Consider the following 19,426-nt stretch of genomic DNA (forward strand, 5'->3'; position numbering starts at 1 on the left):
AGGTTCCGACTATTTCGTTTCATTTCCTGGAGATTTCCCGATGAGCACCCATGTGCCCAGCCGCCGCCAGCATCCTGCGAGCGCTTCCGATTCATTCCCGTTCCGCCGCACGCCCCTGGCAAGCATCGTCACGGCACTTGCCTTGCTTGCGTCAGCCTCGGCCGGCGCCGCCGACAGCCGCTCGGTGGCCGAACTCGAAGCCGAGATCGCCCGCCTGCAGCAGGAGATCGCGGCCAAGGCGCGTACCGGCGCCGGCACGCCCCAGGCGCCGACCGCCGACCCCAGCGCCGCGGAAAGCGGCAAGACGCTGGATACCGTGGTGGTTCGCAGCCGCCACCGTCTCGAAAGGCTGAAGGACGTCCCCATCTCGGTGGCCGTCGTCACCGGAGCCGAGCTGACCCGGGAGGCCACCGCCGACCTGGACGGGGTGACCAAGCGCATCTCCAACTTCGCCTGGAACCCCGGTAACGCGCGCACCAGCAGCCTGTCTATCCGCGGCCTCGGCAAGCAGTCCCAGACCGATGCCATGGACCCCAGCGTCGGCCTCAACGTGGACGGCATCGCCTACGGCTACAACCCCCTGTCCAGCTTCGACCTGTTCGACGTGGACACCGTGGAAGTGCTTCGCGGCCCCCAGGGCACCCTGTTCGGCCGCAACGCCAACCTGGGGGTACTGAAGATCACCAACAAGCGCCCGACCTTCACCCCGGAAGCGGAGTATTCGGTGGGCTTTGGCCAGGGGCAGCGCCTCACCGCTCAGGGTGCGATAGGTGGCGCCATCGTCGATGACGTGCTGGCCTGGCGCGGCTCCTTCCGTGTCGACCGGGGCGCCGGCTACGTGAAGAACGTGGAAAAGGGCTATCTGGAGAGCACCTTCGGCAACAGCGACCGGGTGGCCGGCCGGGTGCAGTTCCTGCTCACTCCCAGCGCCGACTTCAATGCCCGCCTGAGCCTGGAAATGACGCCGACCACCGGCGAGGCCTTCAACGGCAAGACCATCTACACCCCCACCCCCCTCACCTACGCCGACGGCAGCCCCAACAACCTCAACGCCGACGCGTCCACCCGTCTGGGCCGGCGCTGGTTCGGCCAGCTGCCCGGCTACTCCTATGCCGGCAGCTACCTCTACGGTGGCGGCTCGCGCAACACCGTCAACCTGGATCACCAGACCCCGACCTACACCGACACCAAGGGCGGCCTGCTGGAGATGAACTGGAACGTGGCCGAGCACACCCTGACCTCGCTGACCGCCTACAAGGACTTCCGCTTCCAGGTGCGCAACGACGAAGGCACCCCATTCGACATCACCAAGCGCGGCGGCGGCCATGTGGACAAGTTCTCCCAGTTCAGCCAGGAGCTGCGCATCGCCTCCAAGGTGGGGGGCCTGGTGGACTACCAGGGCGGCCTGCACTTCCAGTCGATCAGCAACCGCTATGACTCCAACGCCGGCTTTGGCAGCGACGCTGGCGCCTGGTTTGCCAGCGCCAGCCAGTACAACCTGCTCGACGCCAGCGGCAATGGCCGCTACCTGATGGAGAACGCCCTCAACGAGCTGGTGGTGTCGCCCCTGCAGAAGATCGAGAGCAAGAGTCTGGCGGTCTTCGGCCAGGCCAACTGGCATGTCACCGAGCCCCTCACCATCACCACGGGCGCCCGCCTGACCCGGGAAGACCGGCGCAACACCACCAGCCGCCTGATAATCCAGGACGGCTACGGTGCCAGCCTCAATCCGGTGTCGATCAATGGCGTGCAACTGGGCGGCTTCAATTCAAACGCCACCACCGGCGCCCTGCTGGCCGGTAACTCGGCCGCCCAGCTGGCGCTGGCCGACCTGACCGCCAACCGCTACTTCGGCGCCGCATCCTACTCGGCCCTGTCGGCCGACCAGCTGCGCCTGATCGCCAACGCCAAGGCCCTGCGCCGGAGCAACATCGGCGTACTGTGGAACGAGACCGAAGCCGAGTCGATCAAGAAGGTTCACCCGACCCTGCTGCTGAGCCCCAGCTACAAGGTCAATGAAGACCTGACCACCTATGTCTCGGCCCAGTACGGCGAGAAAGCCGGTATTTCACAGATCACCAACGGCGAGCAGAACAACGCCAAGCCCGAGCGCACCTCGTCGCTGGAGGTCGGCTTCAAGTCCACGCTGCTCAACAAGTCGCTGGTCCTCAACGCCAACCTCTATCACACCAAGATCCGCGACTATCAGCAGGCGGTGCAGGTCTTCGACAAGTACAACACCGAGCTCAACCCGGCCAACGGCGACCAATACACCAGCGCCACCGGCAACGTGCCCAAGGTCAAGGCCCAGGGCCTGGAAGTGGATGCCAGCTACTCGGGCTTCCGCAACGTGCTGGTGCGCTTCTCCGGCGCCTACAACGACGCCCGCTACGAAGACTACCCCAACGCCGCCAAGCCCGTGGAGCTCAACAACCTGGCCGACAAGTACCTGGACATGAGCGGCAAGACACTGCCGGGCGCCTCCAAGTTCAGCTTCAGCCTGGGCGCCGAATACCGCAAGCAGGTGCTCGGCGACAAGGAGTTCCACACCAGCTTCAACACCTACTACGCCAGCAAGTTCAACTCCGACAACAACCTGTCCAGCTACGGCTGGATCGACGGCACCGCCCGCACCGACATCGCCATCGGCCTGGGCAAGGTGGACAAGACCTTTGACGTGAACCTGATCGTCAAGAACGCCTTCAACGACACCACGCCGCTGGCCCGGACCTGGAACACCTACGTTCCCGCCGCACCGCGCTGGGTCGGGGTGGTGTTCACCGGCAAGCTCTGATCCACCTGAAGCTCTTCTCCTCGGCACTTTCCCCCGGGCTGGAACCCGGGGGATTTTTTTGCCGGCGCCAGTCTTCCCGTGCCGGCCCACCCGACTGCCTTTCCCAAAGGTCTGCGCCGTGACACGCCTCCTCTATCAGATTCACCGCTGGGTCGGCATCGCCCTGGCTCTCTTCATGGCCATCTGGTTCCTGTCGGGACTGGTGATCATGTATGCCCCGTCGTCGGCCCTCGGCCGCGCCGAGCAGCTCGCCCGCGCCGAGAGCCTGCGCCCCGAGTCAGGCTGGCTGAGCCTTGGCGAGGCCTGGCAGCGCAGCGCCGCCCAGCGCGCGACGGCCGACGAAGGCAAGAAGCCGGGCCTGCCCGCCGAGGCACGCCTGGTGCGCCAGGGCGGCGAGGGCCGCTGGCTGGTGGACGACAGCAAGGGCAAGCGCCACGCCCTGTCAGCCAGCGATGGCCGCCTCGTGGACACCTCCGTGGACCAGGCCACCCGCATCGTCCGGGCGTGGATCGCCACCGATGCCGCTGATACCGCGGTGCGCTACATCGACACCGGCATCCAGGACAGCGCCGTACGCAACCACGAAGCCCTGCGTCCCTTCCACCGCTTTGCGGTGGGCGAAGGCAGCCGCGAGATCCTTGTCTCCGCCCGCAGTGGCGAGGTGGTGCGCGACGCCACCCGCCTGGACCGGGCCCTGTACTGGAGCGGCAACTGGATCCACCTTCTGCGCCCCCTGGAAGCCGCCGGCCTGTCCGCCGACACCCGGCGCACCGTGCTCACCTGGCTCGGGTTTCTCGCCTTCACCGGCGCCCTCACCGGACTCATCATCGGCTGGCAGCGCTGGCGTCCGGGCTGGGGTGGCCGCCCCACCTACAGCCAGGGCCGCACCCAGCCCTACCGTGAATTCTGGGTCAAGTGGCATTTTTGGGCCGGCTTGCTCGGCGGCACTTTCGCCCTGCTGTGGGCCTTCAGCGGCTACCTTAACGGCAACCCCTTCAAGCTCTTCTCGCCGGCCACCGCCAGCCGGGAGGAAGTCGCCCGCTACCAGGGCAGCGAGCTACCCACCACCATGCGCGACTGGCGGCCCTCGGCCTTCGTCACCGACAGCGAAAACAAGGCCATCGTCGAGCTGGCCTGGCGCCGCCTGGGCGATCAGACCGTGCTGCTGGGCGTGACCCGTGACGGCGAACGCCAGGCCCAGGCGGTGGATGGCGCCGGACGCCGCTTCGACGAAGCCGCCCTGCTCGCCGCCGCCCGGCGCCTGGCCGGCAGCCTCCCCCTGGCCGGACACACCCTGCTGACAGAGTACGACAGCTACTACTACGCCCGTCACGGGCAGGGCCCGGTGGACCGCCCCCTGCCCGTGCTGCAGGTGGACATCGCCGATGAAGCGGCAACCCGCCTGTACCTCGACCCCCAGGACGGCCGGCTGCTGCTGCGCCAGGACACCAGCCGTCGCATCTATCGCTGGCTGTGGTCAGCCATCCATCACTGGGATTTCGCCTGGCTGCGTCACCGCCCCCTGTGGGACGCCTGGATGCTCACCTGGGTGCTGATGGGCGTGGTACTCGGCCTCAGCTCGGTCGTGATCGGCTGGAAGCGCCTGAAGAAGACCGTCAAGCCGTCCTCCAAGGCCCGTCCACGCACCACCCCCGCACCGCTAGCCCCCGAGGGGCAGACGTCCTGAATGCCAGCCACGCCTTCCATCCGCTGTCATCCATTCACCAAAAGGAAAACCATGAAGATCCGCGCAATTCTTGCAGGCGCCCTCCTCCTCGGCACCACCGCCGCCATTGCCCAGCAAGCTCCCACCGACGCCCCCAAACCGCCCCTCGGCTTCTTCGTCACCAGTGCCGGCATCGGCAAGGGTGCCGACCTGGGCGGTCTGGCAGGCGCAGACGCCCATTGCCAGAAGCTCGCCAGCGCCGTCGGCGCAGGCAACCGCAGCTGGCGCGCCTACCTGAGCACCCAGGCCGCCAACGGCCAGCCCGCTGTCAACGCCCGCGACCGCATCGGCGCCGGCCCCTGGGCCAACGCCAGGGGCCAGATCGTCGCCCGGGACGTCGCCCACCTCCACGGTGATGCGATCGAACAGGCCCGCCTGGGGAACAACCTGAGCCGGACCACGGTCATCAGCGAGAAGGGCGAACCGATCAAGGGCGCCGGCGACAAACCCAACGAACACGACATCCTGACCGGCTCGAAGGCCGACGGCACCGCCTTTACCGACGCCGCCGACCACACCTGCAGGAACTACACGAGCAGTGGTGAAGGCTCGGTGCAGGTCGGCCACTTCGACCGTACCGGCGGCGGTAACACCTCGTGGAACTCGGCCCACGGCAGCCGCGGCTGCAGCCAGGAGAACCTGGTGGGCACCGGTGGCGCCGGCCTCCTCTACTGCTTCGCCGCCAACTGAGCTCAACCGAAGCACGCCGCCCCGGCCTGGCCGGGGCGGCCAGGAAAACACACATGCACGCAATCACCCGACCCAAGGCCCTTGCGGGCCTCCTGTCCGCCCTCGGCCTGGCCGTCGCCTGCAGCAGCGGCCTCGCCGGACCGCAGGCCGCCACACCCCAGGTCAAGGCCGAACTCCTTGCCTCGGTGAGCGCCGTGTACCCCGGCGAACAGATCGAAGTGGGGCTGCAGCAGAAGATCATTCCCCACTGGCACACCTACTGGGTCAACCCCGGGGATTCGGGCCTCGCCACCACCATCGCCTGGACCCTGCCCGACGGTTCCGGCGCCGGCGACATCCAGTGGCCCGCCCCCAAACGCTTCAAGACCGGCCCGGTGGCCAACTATGGCTACGAGAACGAAGTCACCCTGCTCAGCCCCCTCCGCGTGCCGGCAAACCTTCAGCCCGGTCAACGCTTCCCGGTGAAGGCCGAGGTGAGCTGGCTGGTGTGCAAGGAAGTGTGCATCCCGGAGCAGGTCAGCCTGGATCTCGAGCTGCCGGTGGTCGCCCCCGGCAGCCCGCGCGAAACCGCCAACCCCGTCATCCAGGCCGCCCAGAGCAGCCTGCCCGTGGCCGCCCCGTGGCAGACCACCATTGAAAGCGACGGCAAGGCCATCCTCCTGCGCGCCAGCGGGGCCGGCGTTGCCGGCCTGCAGCCGGCCGAAGCCTGGTTCTACGCCAGCGAATGGGGCAAGACCACCCACGACGGCCCGCAGCGGCTGCACATCCTGGGCGACAGCCTGGAACTGCGCCTGAAGGCCGGTGAAGCCCCCGGCGCCGTGGGAACGCCACTGCAGGGCGTACTCGCCCTGCAGGCGGCCGATGGCAGCGTCAAGGCCTACACCGTCAGTGCCCCGATCAAGGCCGCGGGTGCCTCCATTCATGTCGACTCACCCACCGCCGGCACTTCTGCCCCGGACGCAGCAGGCGACATCCAGCTCGGCGCCGCCCTCGTCCTCGCCCTCCTCGGCGGCCTCATCCTCAACCTGATGCCCTGCGTCTTCCCAGTGCTGTCCATCAAGGCCCTGTCCCTGCTCCGCCACGCCGGCCAGGCCCCCGGCCACGCCCGCCTGCAGGGCCTCGCCTACACGGCCGGGGTGCTCGCCAGCTTTGGCGTACTGGCCGGGGTGCTGCTGGCCCTCAAGGCCGGCGGCAGCCAGGTGGGCTGGGGCTTCCAGTTCCAGTCGCCGGTCTTCGTGCTGGCGGTGGCCTACCTGATGTTCGCGGTCGGGCTGAGCCTGTCGGGCGTGCTCAATGTCGGTGCCTCCGCCGCCGGCCTGGGCGGAGGGCTGGCCGACCGGCCGGGCTACGCCGGCAGCTTCTTCACCGGGGTGCTGGCCACCGTGGTGGCCACGCCCTGCACCGCCCCCTTCATGGGCGCGGCCCTGGGCTTCGCGCTCACCCAGCCGGCCCCGGTGCTGGTGGCGGTCTTCCTGAGCCTGGGTCTGGGCCTCGCCCTGCCCTATCTGCTGCTGTGCTTCTGGCCGGCCCTGCAACGCCTGCTGCCCCGCCCGGGGGTATGGATGGAGCGCCTCAAGGAGGCCCTGGCCTTCCCCATGTACGGCGCCGCCGTGTGGCTGGTGTGGGTGCTGGCCCAGCAGGCCGGCCCCAACGCCATCGCCATCGCCCTGGGGGGCATGCTGGCCATCGCCTTTGCCGCCTGGCTGGCCGGCCACAGCCATGCTGCCCGCCCCCTGGCCCGCCACGGCGGCCGCGGCGTGGCCGTACTCAGCGTGCTGGCAGCCCTGGCCGGCGGCTACCTGGGTGTCAGCGGCGAAACCGCCCGGGCGGCAAGCGCCCCCCAGGCCACCGGCAAGGCCTGGGAGCCCTACAGCCAGGCCCGCTTCGACGCCTTGCGCGCCGAGGGCAAGCCGGTGTTCATCAACTTCACCGCCGCCTGGTGCATCACCTGCCTGGCCAACGAGAAGGTGGCCCTCTCCGATCCCCAGGTGGAAGCCGCCTTCCGCCAGGCCGGCATCACCTACCTCAAGGGCGACTGGACCAACCAGGACCCGGAGATATCCGCCCACCTGGCGCGCTTCGGGCGCTCCGGCGTGCCCCTCTACCTGCTCTATCCCGGCGGCAGGGCCGATGTCGCCCCGGCCGTCCTGCCCCAGCTGCTGACCCCGGCCACCGTGCTTGGCGCCGTCGATGCTGCCACCGTCCGATCCCTTTCCCTTGCCAAGGAGTAATCCCGATGTTCCTGCCCATCCTCCTCCGCCGCAGCCTGCTCGCCGCCGGCATCGCCCTCACCGCCACCACGGCCCTGGCCGCCGCCGAGATCGGCCAGCCGGCCCCCGCCTTCACCGCCCAGAGCGCCGACGGCAAGCCGGTCAGCCTGGCCGCCTTCAAGGGCAAGACGGTGGTCCTCGAATGGACCAACCATGAATGCCCCTTCGTGGTGAAGCACTACGAGAGCGGCAACATCCCGCAGCTGCAGAAGGACCTCACCGCCAAGGGCGTGGTGTGGCTGCAGGTCATCTCCTCCGCCCCCGACAAGCAGGGCCACGTGGACGGCCCCTCGGCCATCAAGATCAACGGCTTCCGCAACGCCGTACCCAGCGCCGTGGTCCTCGACCCGGACGGCAGGATCGGCAAGGCCTACGGCGCCCAGACCACGCCCCACCTCTACATCGTCGATCCGGCCGGGCAGCTGGTGTACAAGGGCGGCATCGACAGCATCCCCTCCGCCAGCAAGGGCGACATCGCCAAGGCCGACAACTACGTGAAACTCGCCTTCGCCGACCTCACCGCCGGCCGCAAGCTAGCCCACGCCAGCACCAAGCCCTACGGCTGCTCCATCAAGTACGCAGACTGAGAGGACGGGCACTGGCCGTCGGTCACCTGCATTTCCTTTCCCCTCTGGCGCGCCGACTGGAGGTGATGACGGGCGGAAAAGGGGCTTCGCATGTTTGAGCCCGCAGGGCGAGTTTGCGAAGACCCCGCCCGGCATTGCCGGAAGGAGGGAACCCCCGAAGGGGGCGCGACAGCGGGGTACGTTTTCTTGCCTTCTTCTTTGTCGTACAACAAAGAAGAAGGTCGGCCGCCGGGCCGAGACCCGGCCAACGTCACGCCAAACAACGGAAAGCCCGCCAGCAAGGCTCAACAGTTCGAGGTCGAATGAATTCGACCCCACAGAAGCCCCGACCGACATCCGGCCCTCCCCACGCATAAGGTTTCCACAATTTCTTGGTTCCCCCGGCCAACCCGGAGCACTAGATTGGCGGCTCGCGTGCATTCAACTCTTCGAGGAGCGCCCCATGGCCGACGCTGATCTTTCCCTTCATCCCCTCGCCCTCGCCTTTCTGGAGCGCCTGCCGCGCCAGAGAACACCGGGCAAGCAATTGCACCGTCAGGACGACGGACGGGTCGTGGGGGACTGGGTCGGTCTGGAGCTGTCGAGCGCCTTCCAGCCCATCGTTGATGCCGCTGGCGCCGTGGTCGGGCGTGAGGCCTTCCTGCGCAGTGCCGGTGATGACGACCAGGGCCTGTCGCCGTGGACCCTGTTCTCCACCGCCACCGACGACACCCGCCTGATCGCCCTCGACCGCCTGGCCCGCACCCTGCACCTGCTCAACGCACTGGTCGGTGGCAACACGGTGCCGCTCTTCCTCAACGTCCACGGGCGGCTGCTCGCCGCCGTGGGGGACGATCACGGGCGGGCCTTCCGGCGTGTCGTCGACGCCCTGGGCGTACGCCCGGAGCAGATCGTGATCGAGACCCCGTTGGAGGCCAGCGCCCAGCCCGACCTGCTGGCCTTCGTGCTGCGCAACTACCGCAACAACGGCTTCCGGGTGGCGGTGAACGTGGCCTCCGCCGCCCAGTGGCAGAGCATCGCCAGCGCCATCCACCCCCACTTCGTGAAGATCGACAGCCGCAAGCTGGGCCGTGGGCCCGAGGCGCAGGAGCGCCTGAAATGGCTCAGCGCCCTGCGCGAGGACGCCACCCTGGTCTTCACCCACATCGAAACCGCCTCCGCCGACTACCAGGTGGGCCAGTCCCTGCAGCAGGGCTATGCCTTCGGCCGCCCGACGGCCGTTCCTGGCCTGCGGGCGAGCATTCCGTCGCGCTGAGCCCTCAGGCGTGCAGCCAGCGCCGGTGCAGGCTGCGGGCGGCGTGATCGAGCAGGTAGCCCAGGGCACCGATCACCAGGATCGCCGCCATCAGGTCCGAGTAGGCCAGGCGGTCGCGGGCGTCGAGGATGAAGTAGCCCAACCCCGCCGACACCCCGAGCATCTCCGCCGGCACCAGCACGATCCAGATGATGCCGATGGCCAGGCGTACGCCGGTGAGGATGTGGGCGGTGATGCCCGGCAGGATCACCCGCAGGATAGTCTCGCGCCGGGTGGCCGACAGGCTGCGCGCCAGCAGCAGCCAGTTGGGGTCGAGCTGGGCCACCCCGGCCGCCGTGTTGAGCAGGATGGGCCACACCGCGGCAAAGGCCAGCAGGAAGTACACCGGCGCGTCCCCCACCCCCAGCACCATCACCGCGATGGGCATCCACGACAGGGGCGAGATCATGCGGGCAAACTGGAACAGTGGCGTGGTGGCCCTGGAGAACCCCGCCGACAGCCCGGTGAGCACCCCCAGGGGCACGCCCAGCACCAGGGCGATGAGCAGCCCCACCGCCACGCGCTGCAGGCTCAGCCACACGTGTTCCCACAGGTCGCGGCCGTGCACCAGTTGGAGCAGCGCCTCGCCGGTGGCCAGGGGCGCAAAGGCGCTGGCCACCGGGGTCACGCCGGCCAGCCAGCCGGCGCCGGCGGCCCATAGCAGCGCGGCCGCCAGCAGGCCGGCCAGGGGGAGCAGAAGATTCAGCACCATCACACCGCCAGCACTTCCTTGCGCAGCAGGTCGGCCGGCAGCCCGAAGGCCGAGGGGCCGCCCACCGCGTTGATGGCCTTGCGCACGAAGCGGTCGTCCACCAGGTCCCGGGCGGCAAAGCGCGGATCGAGCTTGCTCAGGAAGGCGTTGTCGCCTTCCACCTTCGTTTTCTGCAGCACCTTCACCAGCTCCTCGGTGTAGGACGCAAAGGGATAGGGCTGGAAGTCGATGCGGCGCTGGTACCAGCCCTTGTTGCGGGCGGCGCCGCTGGCCTCGTAGCTGGCGTAGTCGGTGGTCGCCAGCACCTTGGCCAGCACCTGGGGGCTGTGGGGGGTGTAGCGGTTGTCGTCGCTGCTGGACAGCAGCTTGGCGGCCTCCAGCTGGTTGCTGCGGGTCCACAGCTGGGCCCGGACGATGGCGTTGGTGACGCGCTGAGCCCATTCGGGGCGCTCGGCGATGTCCCGCTCGGCCAGGAAGGTGACGCAGCAGGCGTGGTTCTTCCAAACATCGCCCGACAGGCGCAGCACCTTGCCGATGCCGGCCGTCTCGGCGGCGGCATTGAAGGGCTCGGCCACGATGAAGCCGGCGATGGACTTGCCCGCCAGGGCCGACACCATCTCGGCCGGCGGCAGCACCACCAGGTTCACCTCGTTGCGGGCCAGGTTGGCCTCCCGGGCGCGGGTCACCGGGGTGAGCCCGTTGGCCTGCAGCAGCTGTTGCAGGATGACGTTGTGGATCGAGTACCAGAAGGGAATGGCCACGGTGCGGCCGCCCAGGTCGGCGACGCTGTTGATGTTTGGCGCCACGGTGAGGGCCGAGCCGTTGACGTGGTTCCAGGCCACCACCTTGGCCGGGAAGCGGGTGCCGTAGCGCACCCACAGGGTGGCCGGCGAGAGCAGGTGGATCACATTCACCTGGCCGGCCACGAAGGCCTCGACGATCTGCGCCCAGGTGCGGAACAGGCGCGGCTTCTCGGTGTGCAGGCCCTCGGCCTCGAAGAGCTTGCGGCCGTGGGCCACCAGCAGGGGCGTGGCGTCGGTGATGGGCAGGTAGCCGATCTTCACCGGCACGTCGCTGCCGCTGCCCTGGGCCCGGGCGTCGCCGGCCGACAGCAGGGGCGCGGCCACGCTGGCGGCGGTGAGGGCCGACAGGCGCAGGAAGTCGCGGCGGCTCATGCCGCAGTCGCAGTCGGACGACTGGCAGATGTGAATGGGGCGGGACGCGGTGACGTCGTGCATGGGGAGTCTCCCGGGGGATTCGATCAACTGGAATGGCGCAGGGCGCCGAGAATGGCCAGCCGCAGGGCGGTCAGGGCCTCGGGGTGTGCGTCGCGGGGGTGGGGCAGGTCCACGGTCCACTCCCGCAGCACCCGGCCGGGGCTGCCGCCCATCAGCAGGATGCGGTCGGCCACCAGCAGGGCCTCGTCGATGTCGTGGGTCACCAGCAGCACCGCCGAGTGCCAGCGGTGCACCACGTCCACCAGCAGGGCCTGCATCTCGGCCCGGGTGATGGCGTCCAGGGCCGAGAAGGGTTCGTCGGCAAACAGCAGCTCCGGCTCCCGCGCCAGGGCCCGGGCCAGGGCGGCGCGCTGGGCCATGCCGCCCGAGAGCTGGGCCGGGTATGCCGCCTCCCGCCCGGCCAGGCCCACCGCCTCGAGGGCGGCGGCCACCCGGGCCTGGCGCGCCGCGCCGTCGCTGCGGGGCTGGTGGGCAAAGTCGAGGCCGAAGCCCACGTTGTCGGCCAGCTTCAGCCAGGGCAGCAGGCTGGGCTGCTGAAAGACCAGCGCGCTGCGCGGGTGGGGTTCGGCCAGGGGCGCGTCGAGAAAGCGCACCTCACCGTGGGCCGGCTGCGCCAGCCCGGCCAGCACTCGCAGCAGGGTGGACTTGCCGCAGCCGCTGCTGCCCAGCAGGGCGACGATCTCGCGCCGGCGGATGCTCAGGGACACCCCCTCGAACACCGTCCCGATGCCCGGATGGGCGAAGGACAGGTCGCGGGCGGCCAGCACGGCCTCGCTGGCCGGCGCGGGCGCCAGCACCGACGGGGCGACGGCCGGGGCGTTCATGCGGCCAGCGCCGCCTGGCGGGCCAGCTCGCCGTGGAGCTGGGTCAGGCTGGGGGTGACCACCGGCACGAAGGCCGCCTCCAGCCAGCGCCGGGCAAAGTCGCTGGTGGTGGCCACCAGGTAGGCCCGGCCGCCGGTGGCGTCCAGCTCCAGGTCCACCGCCTCGCGCACCAGGGCAGCCAGGCGGATGCGGAGGCGGAACAGGGGCGCCGCGTGGGGCGCAAAGCGCCCGTCCAGCACGCCGGCCTTGAGCTCGGCCACCGCCTCGGCCAGTTCGGCCTCGATGCGCTCGATGCGCGGCACCAGGCCCGAACGCGCCGCGCTGCCCGAGGCCCGGGACGCCGCCAGGCTGGCCCGCGCCAGGCCGATGGCCATGCCGCACTGCAGGCCCAGGAAGCCCGGCCGCACCGTGGGGATGAAGCGGCGCGCGTCGGCGTGGATCAGTTCATCAGGCCCCGAAGCGACACCGCGGATGTCGATGGCGGCGGTGTTGCTGCCGCACAGGGCCAGCAGCGCAAGGTCGTCGCTGCGGCGGATGCCCGGGGTGTCGTGGAAGAAGGCGACGATGGCCGGCGGCTCATCGCCCGTCGGCTGCACCGCGGCGGCCACGCCAAAACCGGGCCGGCGCAGGTTGGTGACCCAGGGCAGGTGGCCGTCGAGCTGCCAGCCCGCCCCCGCCGGGGTGGCGGTGATGGACAGGCTCTCGATGCCCGACAGGAACTTCATGGCGTTGGAGAGCCCGGTCGCCCCGGCCAGCTCGCCCGCCAGCAGCGCCGGGAGGTAGCGGGTGCGCAGGCCGGCGTTGGGGCTGTGCAGCAGGTATTCGATGAAGGTGCGCTGGCCCCAGAACACGAAGGCCGCGGTCAGGGAGCGCTCGGCCACCCGGGCGATGGCCTCGATGGCGTCGGCGGTGCTGCCGCCGCTGCCACCCAGGGCCTCGGGCACGCCGATGCGGAAGAAGCCGGCGGCGCCCAGCACGGGTATCACCGCGTCGGCGTCGGCCGCGCCGGTGTTGAGGGACTCGGCGTGGGCGCTGACCCAGGCCAGGGCCTCGTCGGGGTGTCGGATCGCGGCTGTCATTGTTCCAGGGCTCCGGGCCGGTAGGCCTGCAGCTCGGGGTTGATCCCGGTGCCGGCCAGGTTGTTGGCGAAGTTGCACAGGGTGGCCAGGCTCACCCCCAGCAGCACTTCCAGCACCTGCTGTTCGGTGAAGCCGGCGGCCACGAAATCCGCCAGCTCGCCCGGAGCCACGTTGCCGCGGGTGAGGATGACGGCGCGGGTGAAGGCCACCAGGGCATCCACCCGCGGGTCGCCGGTGGTGGCCCGGGCCTGCAGGGCGCGCACCAGGGCCTTGTCCAGCCCGGCCTTCTTGAGGGCGATGGCGGTGTGGCCGGCGACGCAGAAATCGCAGCCGTGCACGCTGGCGGCGGTGATCTGCACCACCTCCCGCTCGGCCAGGCTGAGGCTGGCGCGGGCGTTGATGCCCGACACGGTGAGGTAGGTCTCGAGGGCCACCGGCGCATTGGCCAGCACGCCGATCAGGTTGGGCAGAAAGCCGTTGTTGCTGATCACCGTGTCGATGAAGGCGCGGCTGCCCTCGGGGGCGGTGTCGGGGGTATGGACGGTCAGACGGGTCATGGAGCGGCTCCGGAATGCGTTGCGTGATGGAGCCCATTCTCCCCATCGCGCCCGTCACGCTCTACGCACGGGCATCGCAGCTTTTTGTTCGTTCGTCCCAGCCGCCCCGGTGGGCGCGCTGGAAGGCCCCCGGCTGCTCGCCGATGACCTTCTTGAAGGCCCGGGTGAAGGCGGCCTGGGAGTGATAGCCCACGTGCTCGGCGGCGCGCAGCACGCTGTCGCCGCCCTGCAGGCGGCGGGCGGCGATCTTCATGCGCACCTGCAGCAGGAAGCGCGCCGGCGGCTGGCCGCAGGCCTCGACGAAATGCCGGCAGAAGCTGGCCCGGGACATGCACGCCACCCGCGCCATGTCGTCGATGGACCAGTCCCGCCCCGGGTCGCGCAGCAGATCGTCCAGCAGCGGCGCAAATTCCGGCCGCCGGGCCACGGCGAACATGCCCGAGGCCACCTCGTCGCGCCGAGCCATGTCCCGGGCCACGTAGAAGAACAGCAGCTCGGTGAGCCGCTCGATCAGGGGCGAGACCGCCGTCCGGTCGCGCTCCGCCTCGGCCAGGATGAGTGCGAACAGGGATGCCACGGCCTCCGCCGACGGGGAGCCTACGCGGATCGGCACCACCTCGGGGAAGGCCTCCAGCAAGAGCTCGCCAAACGCCCCCCGAAACTGGAAGAAGCCGCAGGCCAGGGCGCAGGCACCGGGCAGGGGCGGCTGCATGGGCTGCATGGCGCAGGGCTGGAACCCGGCGTCGGCATCGGGCTCGGGGGTCAGGCTGTGGGGGATGTCGCGCAGGATGAACACCCCCTCCCCGGCCTGCAGGCGCAGGGGCGGCTGGCCCTGGCGCTGCAGCCACGACTCGCCGCGCAGCACCAGGTGAAAGCTGGCCCGCCCCCGGCCGGCGGTGGACGCCCGCCAGGGGCCGCAGTACTGCCCCACGTGAAACACGCTGGCCTCCAGCTCCAGCCCGCTGACCAGCCAGTGGGCCAGGTGGTTAGCGGCAGTGGTACCGGTTTGCAGCAGCGGGGAGGCATTCATGCTCACAGCACCCAGCTGTAACCCAGGGTGAACACATCCTCCCGCAGGTATACGTCGGCCTCGCCACCGCCGAAGCTGGCCGGGATCGAGCCTTGCCCAGCCACGCGGGTGCGGGGCGCACGGGTGTAAGCCGCACTCCACTCACCCGAACCAGTCTTCAAGCTGGCGCCGAGGCTGAAGTGATTGCGCACCACGCCGGGGGCCAGCACGTTGAAGAAGGTCTGGCTGGCAGGGACGGGCTGCTGGGTCCGGCTCACGCCGGCGCGCAGGGTAAGGCGGTCGTCCACCGCATAGATCGCACCCAGTTTGAGCACCGACACATCCCGCCAACCGAAACCGGCGCCTTTGTCTGCACCCAGCTGGCCGCCCTGCAGCAGCACCGCCAGTGGGTTCCCCACGGCTTTCACGCTGCTGTACTCGATACGCTGCCAGTCAGCCGCCAGGGTCAGGGCGGGAAGTGCCTGCCAGGCCAGGCCGAGGCCGTAATTGGCCGGAATGTCGAAGCCACCACCGCCCTCGAACAGACCCCGGTAGCGCCCCAGCTCACCCATCTCGATGCGCGACGACCAGCTTGCCCCGAGCTTAAGGGTGGGCAGCACCTGCCCGGTCCAGCCGAGCTTGAGGCCCCAGCCGGTGGAGCTGTCATGTCCGCGATTGGTGACCGCTCCCGGGCTTGACGACACCGCGGGGTTGTCGAAGGCTTGCAGGCCCTCGGCGGCAAAGCGCTGGTAGGCAAAGGTCAGCGCCGCGCCAAAGGCGTGGTTCTCCACGGGGCGGAAGGCCACCGAGGGCGTGATGAACAGCTGGGACAGATCCACACCCGCCGAACCGCTGCCACCGTAGGCGGCGAAAGGATTGCGCGCATAGTCGGTGTTCATGCCGCCGTTGCCATAGACCGCCACGCCCCATGCCAGATCGGGCGCCAGACGACGGACATAAGCGGCCTCGGGGATGATGAAGTTACGGGTCTGGTTGGCCGAATAATCGCCATCGGCACCGTAGGCATTGCCACGGATCGATGCCCCCCGGTCGGGGCGGAAGAGTGACACGCCCAGGTCGAACCGGTCGCCGACCAGGGCCGTGCCGGCGGGGTTGGCCGCTGCAGCCAGGCCGTCCTGGGGCAGCGCGATGGCGACCCCGGCCACACCCTGGGCACGTACCCCATAACCATGGGAAAAGTAGCCGTTGGTTGCCGACGCCAGGGCGGGCCAAGCGAGGGCACTCAGCAGAACGAGGGGCCAGGCCCGGGAGGATGCCGTCTGGGGTTTCATGGATTCTCTTTCTTCGGGGTCAAGTGCGCCCGCCAAGACCGGGAGAGCCCGCAGGGCCGGCTGGAGGTGCCCCGGCCCCTGCGACGGGCTCCTCGGCCTCCTCCACCAGCTCCGACAGGGGCACGCCGAAGGCGGCGGCGATCTTGAGCGCGGTGGCGAGGGACGGGATGGAATAGCCGCGCTCCACCTCACCGCTGTAGGAGCGGCTGAGGCCGGCCCGGTCGGCAAACTCCTCCTGGGACAGGCCCGCCGCCAGGCGACGCCGCCGGATGACTTCACCGAAGCGTTTATGCAGCTGGGTCATGGGGCCCGGCCCGCCTTGCCCGACTCGGCGTGCTGCAGCGACGCCTGGGTGATGTGGCTGCCCGGCGGCACGCTGTGGGTCAGCCACACGTTGCCGCCGATGCTCGCCCCCTGGCCGATGACGATGCGCCCGAGGATGGTGGCGCCGGCATAGACGACCACGTCGTCCTCCAGCCGGGGATGCCGCGGCAGGCCCTTGGCCAGCCCGCCATCCTCCCCCACCTCGAAGCGCTTGGCCCCCAGGGTGACGGCCTGGTAGAGGCGGACCCGGTTGCCGATCACCGCCGTCTCGCCGATCACCACGCCGGTGCCGTGATCGATGAAGAAGCTGTGGCCGATCTGCGCGCCCGGATGGATGTCGATGCCGGTGGCCGAGTGGGCCAGTTCCGCCACGATGCGGGCCAGCAGCGGCACCCCGAGCGCGTACAGGCGGTGGGCGATGCGGTAATGGATGACGGCGTGGATGCCGGGATAGCACAGCACGATCTCGTCCACGCTGCGGGCCGCCGGGTCGCCCCGGAAGGCGGCCTCCACGTCGGTGTCGAGCACGGCCCGGGTTTCCGGCAGCGTGGCGGCAAAGGCCCGCACCAGGCCGCCGGCCCGGCTCCGGGCCTGGGCTTCGTCGTCACCGGCGTGGCGGGCCTGATAGGCCAGCTCCAGGCGCACCTGCTCGACGAGCAGGTTCAGGGCCGCATCCAGGGTGTGGCCGACGTAGAAATCCTCGCACTCCTGGCGCAGGTCGGTGGGCCCCAGGCGCATGGGGAAGAGCGCGCCGCAAAGCTGCTCGACCACCCGGGCGAGGGCCTCCCGGGACGGAAACTCCCGCCCGCCCGCCTCCTTGGTGCGCCCCTGGGCCTGACGCCAGCGGTCACGGACCGCGTGCAGGCCCGCCACCACCTCATGGAGATCCCAGTGCTCGGCCCCCGGATCGGTGGTGCCGGGGGCTGCACCCCGGGCGACATCCTCGAGCGGGGCCGGCAGCTTCTCCTCCTGAAGCACGCCGGGGGTACTCATGCCGGCAGACCTGCCGCGTCGAACACCCCTTCGAAGAGCACCGAGCTCAGGTAGCGCTCGCCGGAATCGGGCAGCACCACCACGACGGTCTTGCCGGCGTTCTCCGGCCGCTTGGCCAGGCGCACCGCCACCGCCACCGCGGCACCGCTGGAGATGCCGGACAGGATGCCCTCCTCCCGGGCCAGCCGGCGGGCCACCTCGACGGCCTCCTCGTTGCTCACCTGCTCGATGTCATCCACCAGGGACAGGTCGAGCACGCCAGGCACGAAGCCCGCGCCGATGCCCTGGATCTTGTGGGGGCCGGGCTTGAGGGGCTCGCCGGCGCGGGTCTGGGTCAGCACCGGGCTGGCCGCCGGCTCCACCGCCACCGACTGGATGGCCTTGCCCCGCGCCTGCTTGAAGTAGCGCGACACGCCGGTGATGGTGCCGCCGGTACCGACGCCGGAGACGAAGATGTCCACCTTGCCGTCGGTGTCCTCCCAGATCTCCGGACCGGTGGTGGTCTCGTGGATCTGCGGGTTGGCGGGGTTCTTGAACTGCTGCAGCAGCACGTACTTGTCCGGATCGGAGGCGGCGATCTCCTCCGCCTTGGCCACCGCGCCGCTCATGCCCTTGGCGCCCTCGGTGAGCACCAGCTTTGCCCCATAGGCCAGCAGCAGCTTGCGCCGCTCGATGCTCATGGTCTCGGGCATGGTCAGGGTCAGGGGAATGCCCCGGGCCGCCGCCACAAATGCCAGGGCGATGCCGGTGTTGCCGCTGGTGGGCTCCACCAGCTCCTTGCCCGGGCCCAGCAGGCCGCGGCGCTCGGCGTCCCAGATCAGGGCGGAGCCGATGCGGCACTTGACCGAATAGGCCGGGTTGCGGCCTTCGATCTTGGCCAGCACGGTGGCGCCGGCCCCGTCGGTGATGCGGTTGAGCCGGACCAGGGGGGTATGGCCGATCGAAAACGCGTTGTCCTCATACCATCTGGACATGGAAATCTCCTTCAAGGGGTCGAATCAACGGACTCGAGTTGAAAACGAATGGACGGACAGGTCAGGAATTCACGATACCGGCCCCCCGCAGCACAGCGAACCAACATATATTTCATTGGTTACCAATGTCGGAGAGATAAGCTTTCCCGGAATTACGGATAGGTGATCAGGAAGGGCTGTGAGGTGGCTGTTACTGGCGGGTGTTCCGTTGTTTTACGTGACGTTGGCCGGGATTTCGGCCCGGCCAACGTCACGTAAAACACCAGAAAGCCGGTCTATTCGCAGACCCTCAGGGCGACAGCTCGGTGAACACTTCCCAGTTGAAGCGGGTGCGGTGGCGCAGGCGCGCCAGGGCGCCGCGCTTGCCCTTGTGGGTCAGGCGGGCGTCGTCGATGCTGCCCAGGGGCAGGCCGGTGTAGGAGTCCTTCAGGGCGGCCAGCAGCGCCAGGCCCTGGGGCCAGGGGCCGTGCCCGGAGTCCACATTGATGTGCCCGGCGTGGCCCACGTCCACCAACAGGCTGCCCCAGGCGTCCGCCCAGCGGGTGGTCACCTCGAAGGGGGCCCAGGGGTCGTCGCGGCTGGCCACCACCATGCTGGGCACACCGATGGGGGCCGACGGAATCCACGAGGCCAGGCCTTCCCGGTCGGCGCCGTGGCGGGCCTCGCGCAGGCCGAAGGCGCTGAAGCGGTCGGGGTCGGGCGGGGCCACCAGCAGCAGGCCGGCGACCCGCTCGGGGCGGTCGGCGGCGGCCACCACCGAGGCCAGACAGCCGTAGCTGTGGGCCACCAGCCACACCACGCCCACCGCTTCGTCGATCTCGCGGCGGACTTCCGAGGCCCAGCGCGCCAGCACCGGGGCGTTCCAGTCGATGTGACGGACCCGGCGGACATCGGGCACCTGCCCTTCCAGCCAGCTCTGCCAGTGGCCGGGGCCGCTGTCATTGAGGCCCGGTACGATCAAGGTGGTTTCGAGCACCTGAATGCTCCAGATCAAAAATGGAAAATGCGCCAGACCACTGGCCTGACGCATGGGGAAGAACACCCCCGCACAGTCTGGCGGGGG

At 69.7% G+C, this 19,426-nt stretch carries 17 protein-coding genes; 6 read left to right on the plus strand and 11 right to left on the minus strand.

Going from position 1 to position 19,426, the window contains the following annotated elements:
* Positions 1-40: 40 nt before the first annotated feature.
* The 6 genes from L6Q67_RS17435 to L6Q67_RS17460 all read left to right on the plus strand — a co-directional run bounded on the left by L6Q67_RS17435 (position 41) and on the right by L6Q67_RS17460 (position 9,322).
* A complete protein-coding gene (locus tag L6Q67_RS17435; RefSeq protein WP_296572331.1) occupies positions 41-2,794 on the plus strand; it encodes a TonB-dependent receptor in 2,754 nt (917 codons plus the stop codon).
* 118 nt (positions 2,795-2,912) lie between these two features.
* A complete protein-coding gene (locus tag L6Q67_RS17440; protein WP_296572334.1) occupies positions 2,913-4,481 on the plus strand; it encodes a PepSY domain-containing protein in 1,569 nt (522 codons plus the stop codon).
* Between the two features lie 51 nt (positions 4,482-4,532).
* Positions 4,533-5,210: a lectin gene (locus L6Q67_RS17445; RefSeq protein WP_296572336.1), complete on the plus strand. Its 678-nt coding sequence runs from the start codon at positions 4,533-4,535 to the stop codon at positions 5,208-5,210.
* A gap of 53 nt (positions 5,211-5,263) precedes the next feature.
* Positions 5,264-7,441 (plus strand): protein-disulfide reductase DsbD, encoded by a 2,178-nt coding sequence (locus tag L6Q67_RS17450; protein WP_296572338.1) that lies wholly within the window; start codon positions 5,264-5,266, stop codon positions 7,439-7,441.
* Positions 7,442-7,446: 5 nt separating this feature from the next.
* The gene (locus L6Q67_RS17455; protein WP_296572341.1) at positions 7,447-8,067 is read left to right on the plus strand and encodes a redoxin domain-containing protein; all 621 of its coding nucleotides are present in this window, start codon (positions 7,447-7,449) and stop codon (positions 8,065-8,067) included.
* Between the two features lie 442 nt (positions 8,068-8,509).
* Positions 8,510-9,322, plus strand: a complete 813-nt coding sequence (locus L6Q67_RS17460) for an EAL domain-containing protein (protein ID WP_296572344.1) — start codon at positions 8,510-8,512, stop codon at positions 9,320-9,322.
* A 4-nt stretch (positions 9,323-9,326) separates the two neighbouring features.
* On the opposite strand, the gene L6Q67_RS17465 is transcribed toward L6Q67_RS17460, so the two are convergent.
* From L6Q67_RS17465 to L6Q67_RS17515, 11 genes are all read right to left on the minus strand, one after another.
* On the minus strand, positions 9,327-10,073 hold the full coding sequence (locus tag L6Q67_RS17465) for an ABC transporter permease (RefSeq protein WP_296572347.1): 747 nt from the start codon (positions 10,071-10,073) through the stop codon (positions 9,327-9,329).
* Positions 10,073-11,311, minus strand: coding sequence for an ABC transporter substrate-binding protein (locus L6Q67_RS17470; RefSeq protein ID WP_296572350.1), 1,239 nt, complete (start codon positions 11,309-11,311; stop codon positions 10,073-10,075). Before L6Q67_RS17470 ends, L6Q67_RS17465 begins: the two co-directional genes overlap by 1 nt.
* A 23-nt stretch (positions 11,312-11,334) precedes the next feature.
* The gene (locus tag L6Q67_RS17475) at positions 11,335-12,135 is read right to left on the minus strand and encodes an ABC transporter ATP-binding protein (protein ID WP_296572354.1); all 801 of its coding nucleotides are present in this window, start codon (positions 12,133-12,135) and stop codon (positions 11,335-11,337) included.
* The gene (locus L6Q67_RS17480) at positions 12,132-13,214 is read right to left on the minus strand and encodes an acyl-CoA dehydrogenase family protein (RefSeq protein ID WP_296572357.1); all 1,083 of its coding nucleotides are present in this window, start codon (positions 13,212-13,214) and stop codon (positions 12,132-12,134) included. Before L6Q67_RS17480 ends, L6Q67_RS17475 begins: the two co-directional genes overlap by 4 nt.
* Positions 13,211-13,771: a carboxymuconolactone decarboxylase family protein gene (locus L6Q67_RS17485; RefSeq protein ID WP_296572360.1), complete on the minus strand. Its 561-nt coding sequence runs from the start codon at positions 13,769-13,771 to the stop codon at positions 13,211-13,213. Before L6Q67_RS17485 ends, L6Q67_RS17480 begins: the two co-directional genes overlap by 4 nt.
* Before the next feature lie 61 nt (positions 13,772-13,832).
* Entirely contained in the window at positions 13,833-14,801 is a 969-nt protein-coding gene (locus L6Q67_RS17490) for an AraC family transcriptional regulator (RefSeq protein WP_296572362.1), read from the minus strand.
* A gap of 2 nt (positions 14,802-14,803) precedes the next feature.
* On the minus strand, positions 14,804-16,072 hold the full coding sequence (locus L6Q67_RS17495) for an OmpP1/FadL family transporter (protein WP_296572365.1): 1,269 nt from the start codon (positions 16,070-16,072) through the stop codon (positions 14,804-14,806).
* 19 nt (positions 16,073-16,091) lie between these two features.
* Entirely contained in the window at positions 16,092-16,376 is a 285-nt protein-coding gene (locus L6Q67_RS17500; RefSeq protein ID WP_296572371.1) for a helix-turn-helix domain-containing protein, read from the minus strand.
* A complete protein-coding gene (epsC, locus tag L6Q67_RS17505) occupies positions 16,373-17,389 on the minus strand; it encodes a serine O-acetyltransferase EpsC (protein WP_296572374.1) in 1,017 nt (338 codons plus the stop codon). Before epsC ends, L6Q67_RS17500 begins: the two co-directional genes overlap by 4 nt.
* Entirely contained in the window at positions 17,386-18,363 is a 978-nt protein-coding gene (cysK, locus tag L6Q67_RS17510; protein WP_296572379.1) for a cysteine synthase A, read from the minus strand. The genes epsC and cysK overlap by 4 nt, the downstream gene beginning before the upstream one ends.
* A gap of 289 nt (positions 18,364-18,652) precedes the next feature.
* Positions 18,653-19,339 carry an alpha/beta hydrolase gene (locus L6Q67_RS17515; RefSeq protein WP_296572382.1) on the minus strand — a complete coding sequence of 229 codons (687 nt, stop codon included), beginning with the start codon at positions 19,337-19,339 and terminating at the stop codon, positions 18,653-18,655.
* Positions 19,340-19,426 lie beyond the last annotated feature (87 nt).

Origin of the sequence: Zoogloea sp. (assembly GCF_023150065.1) — a bacterium.
Lineage (GTDB): Bacteria > Pseudomonadota > Gammaproteobacteria > Burkholderiales > Rhodocyclaceae > Zoogloea.

Coding starts and splice junctions, on each gene's coding strand:
- epsC (WP_296572374.1), bottom strand. CDS start 17,389: ATGAGTACCCCCGGCGTGCTTCAGGAGGAGAAGCTGCCGGCCCCGCTC.
- L6Q67_RS17475 (WP_296572354.1), bottom strand. CDS start 12,135: ATGAACGCCCCGGCCGTCGCCCCGTCGGTGCTGGCGCCCGCGCCGGCC.
- L6Q67_RS17460 (WP_296572344.1), top strand. CDS start 8,510: ATGGCCGACGCTGATCTTTCCCTTCATCCCCTCGCCCTCGCCTTTCTG.
- L6Q67_RS17490 (WP_296572362.1), bottom strand. CDS start 14,801: ATGAATGCCTCCCCGCTGCTGCAAACCGGTACCACTGCCGCTAACCAC.
- L6Q67_RS17455 (WP_296572341.1), top strand. CDS start 7,447: ATGTTCCTGCCCATCCTCCTCCGCCGCAGCCTGCTCGCCGCCGGCATC.
- L6Q67_RS17445 (WP_296572336.1), top strand. CDS start 4,533: ATGAAGATCCGCGCAATTCTTGCAGGCGCCCTCCTCCTCGGCACCACC.
- L6Q67_RS17470 (WP_296572350.1), bottom strand. CDS start 11,311: ATGCACGACGTCACCGCGTCCCGCCCCATTCACATCTGCCAGTCGTCC.
- L6Q67_RS17485 (WP_296572360.1), bottom strand. CDS start 13,771: ATGACCCGTCTGACCGTCCATACCCCCGACACCGCCCCCGAGGGCAGC.
- L6Q67_RS17495 (WP_296572365.1), bottom strand. CDS start 16,072: ATGAAACCCCAGACGGCATCCTCCCGGGCCTGGCCCCTCGTTCTGCTG.
- L6Q67_RS17500 (WP_296572371.1), bottom strand. CDS start 16,376: ATGACCCAGCTGCATAAACGCTTCGGTGAAGTCATCCGGCGGCGTCGC.
- L6Q67_RS17450 (WP_296572338.1), top strand. CDS start 5,264: ATGCACGCAATCACCCGACCCAAGGCCCTTGCGGGCCTCCTGTCCGCC.
- L6Q67_RS17435 (WP_296572331.1), top strand. CDS start 41: ATGAGCACCCATGTGCCCAGCCGCCGCCAGCATCCTGCGAGCGCTTCC.
- L6Q67_RS17465 (WP_296572347.1), bottom strand. CDS start 10,073: ATGGTGCTGAATCTTCTGCTCCCCCTGGCCGGCCTGCTGGCGGCCGCG.
- cysK (WP_296572379.1), bottom strand. CDS start 18,363: ATGTCCAGATGGTATGAGGACAACGCGTTTTCGATCGGCCATACCCCC.
- L6Q67_RS17480 (WP_296572357.1), bottom strand. CDS start 13,214: ATGACAGCCGCGATCCGACACCCCGACGAGGCCCTGGCCTGGGTCAGC.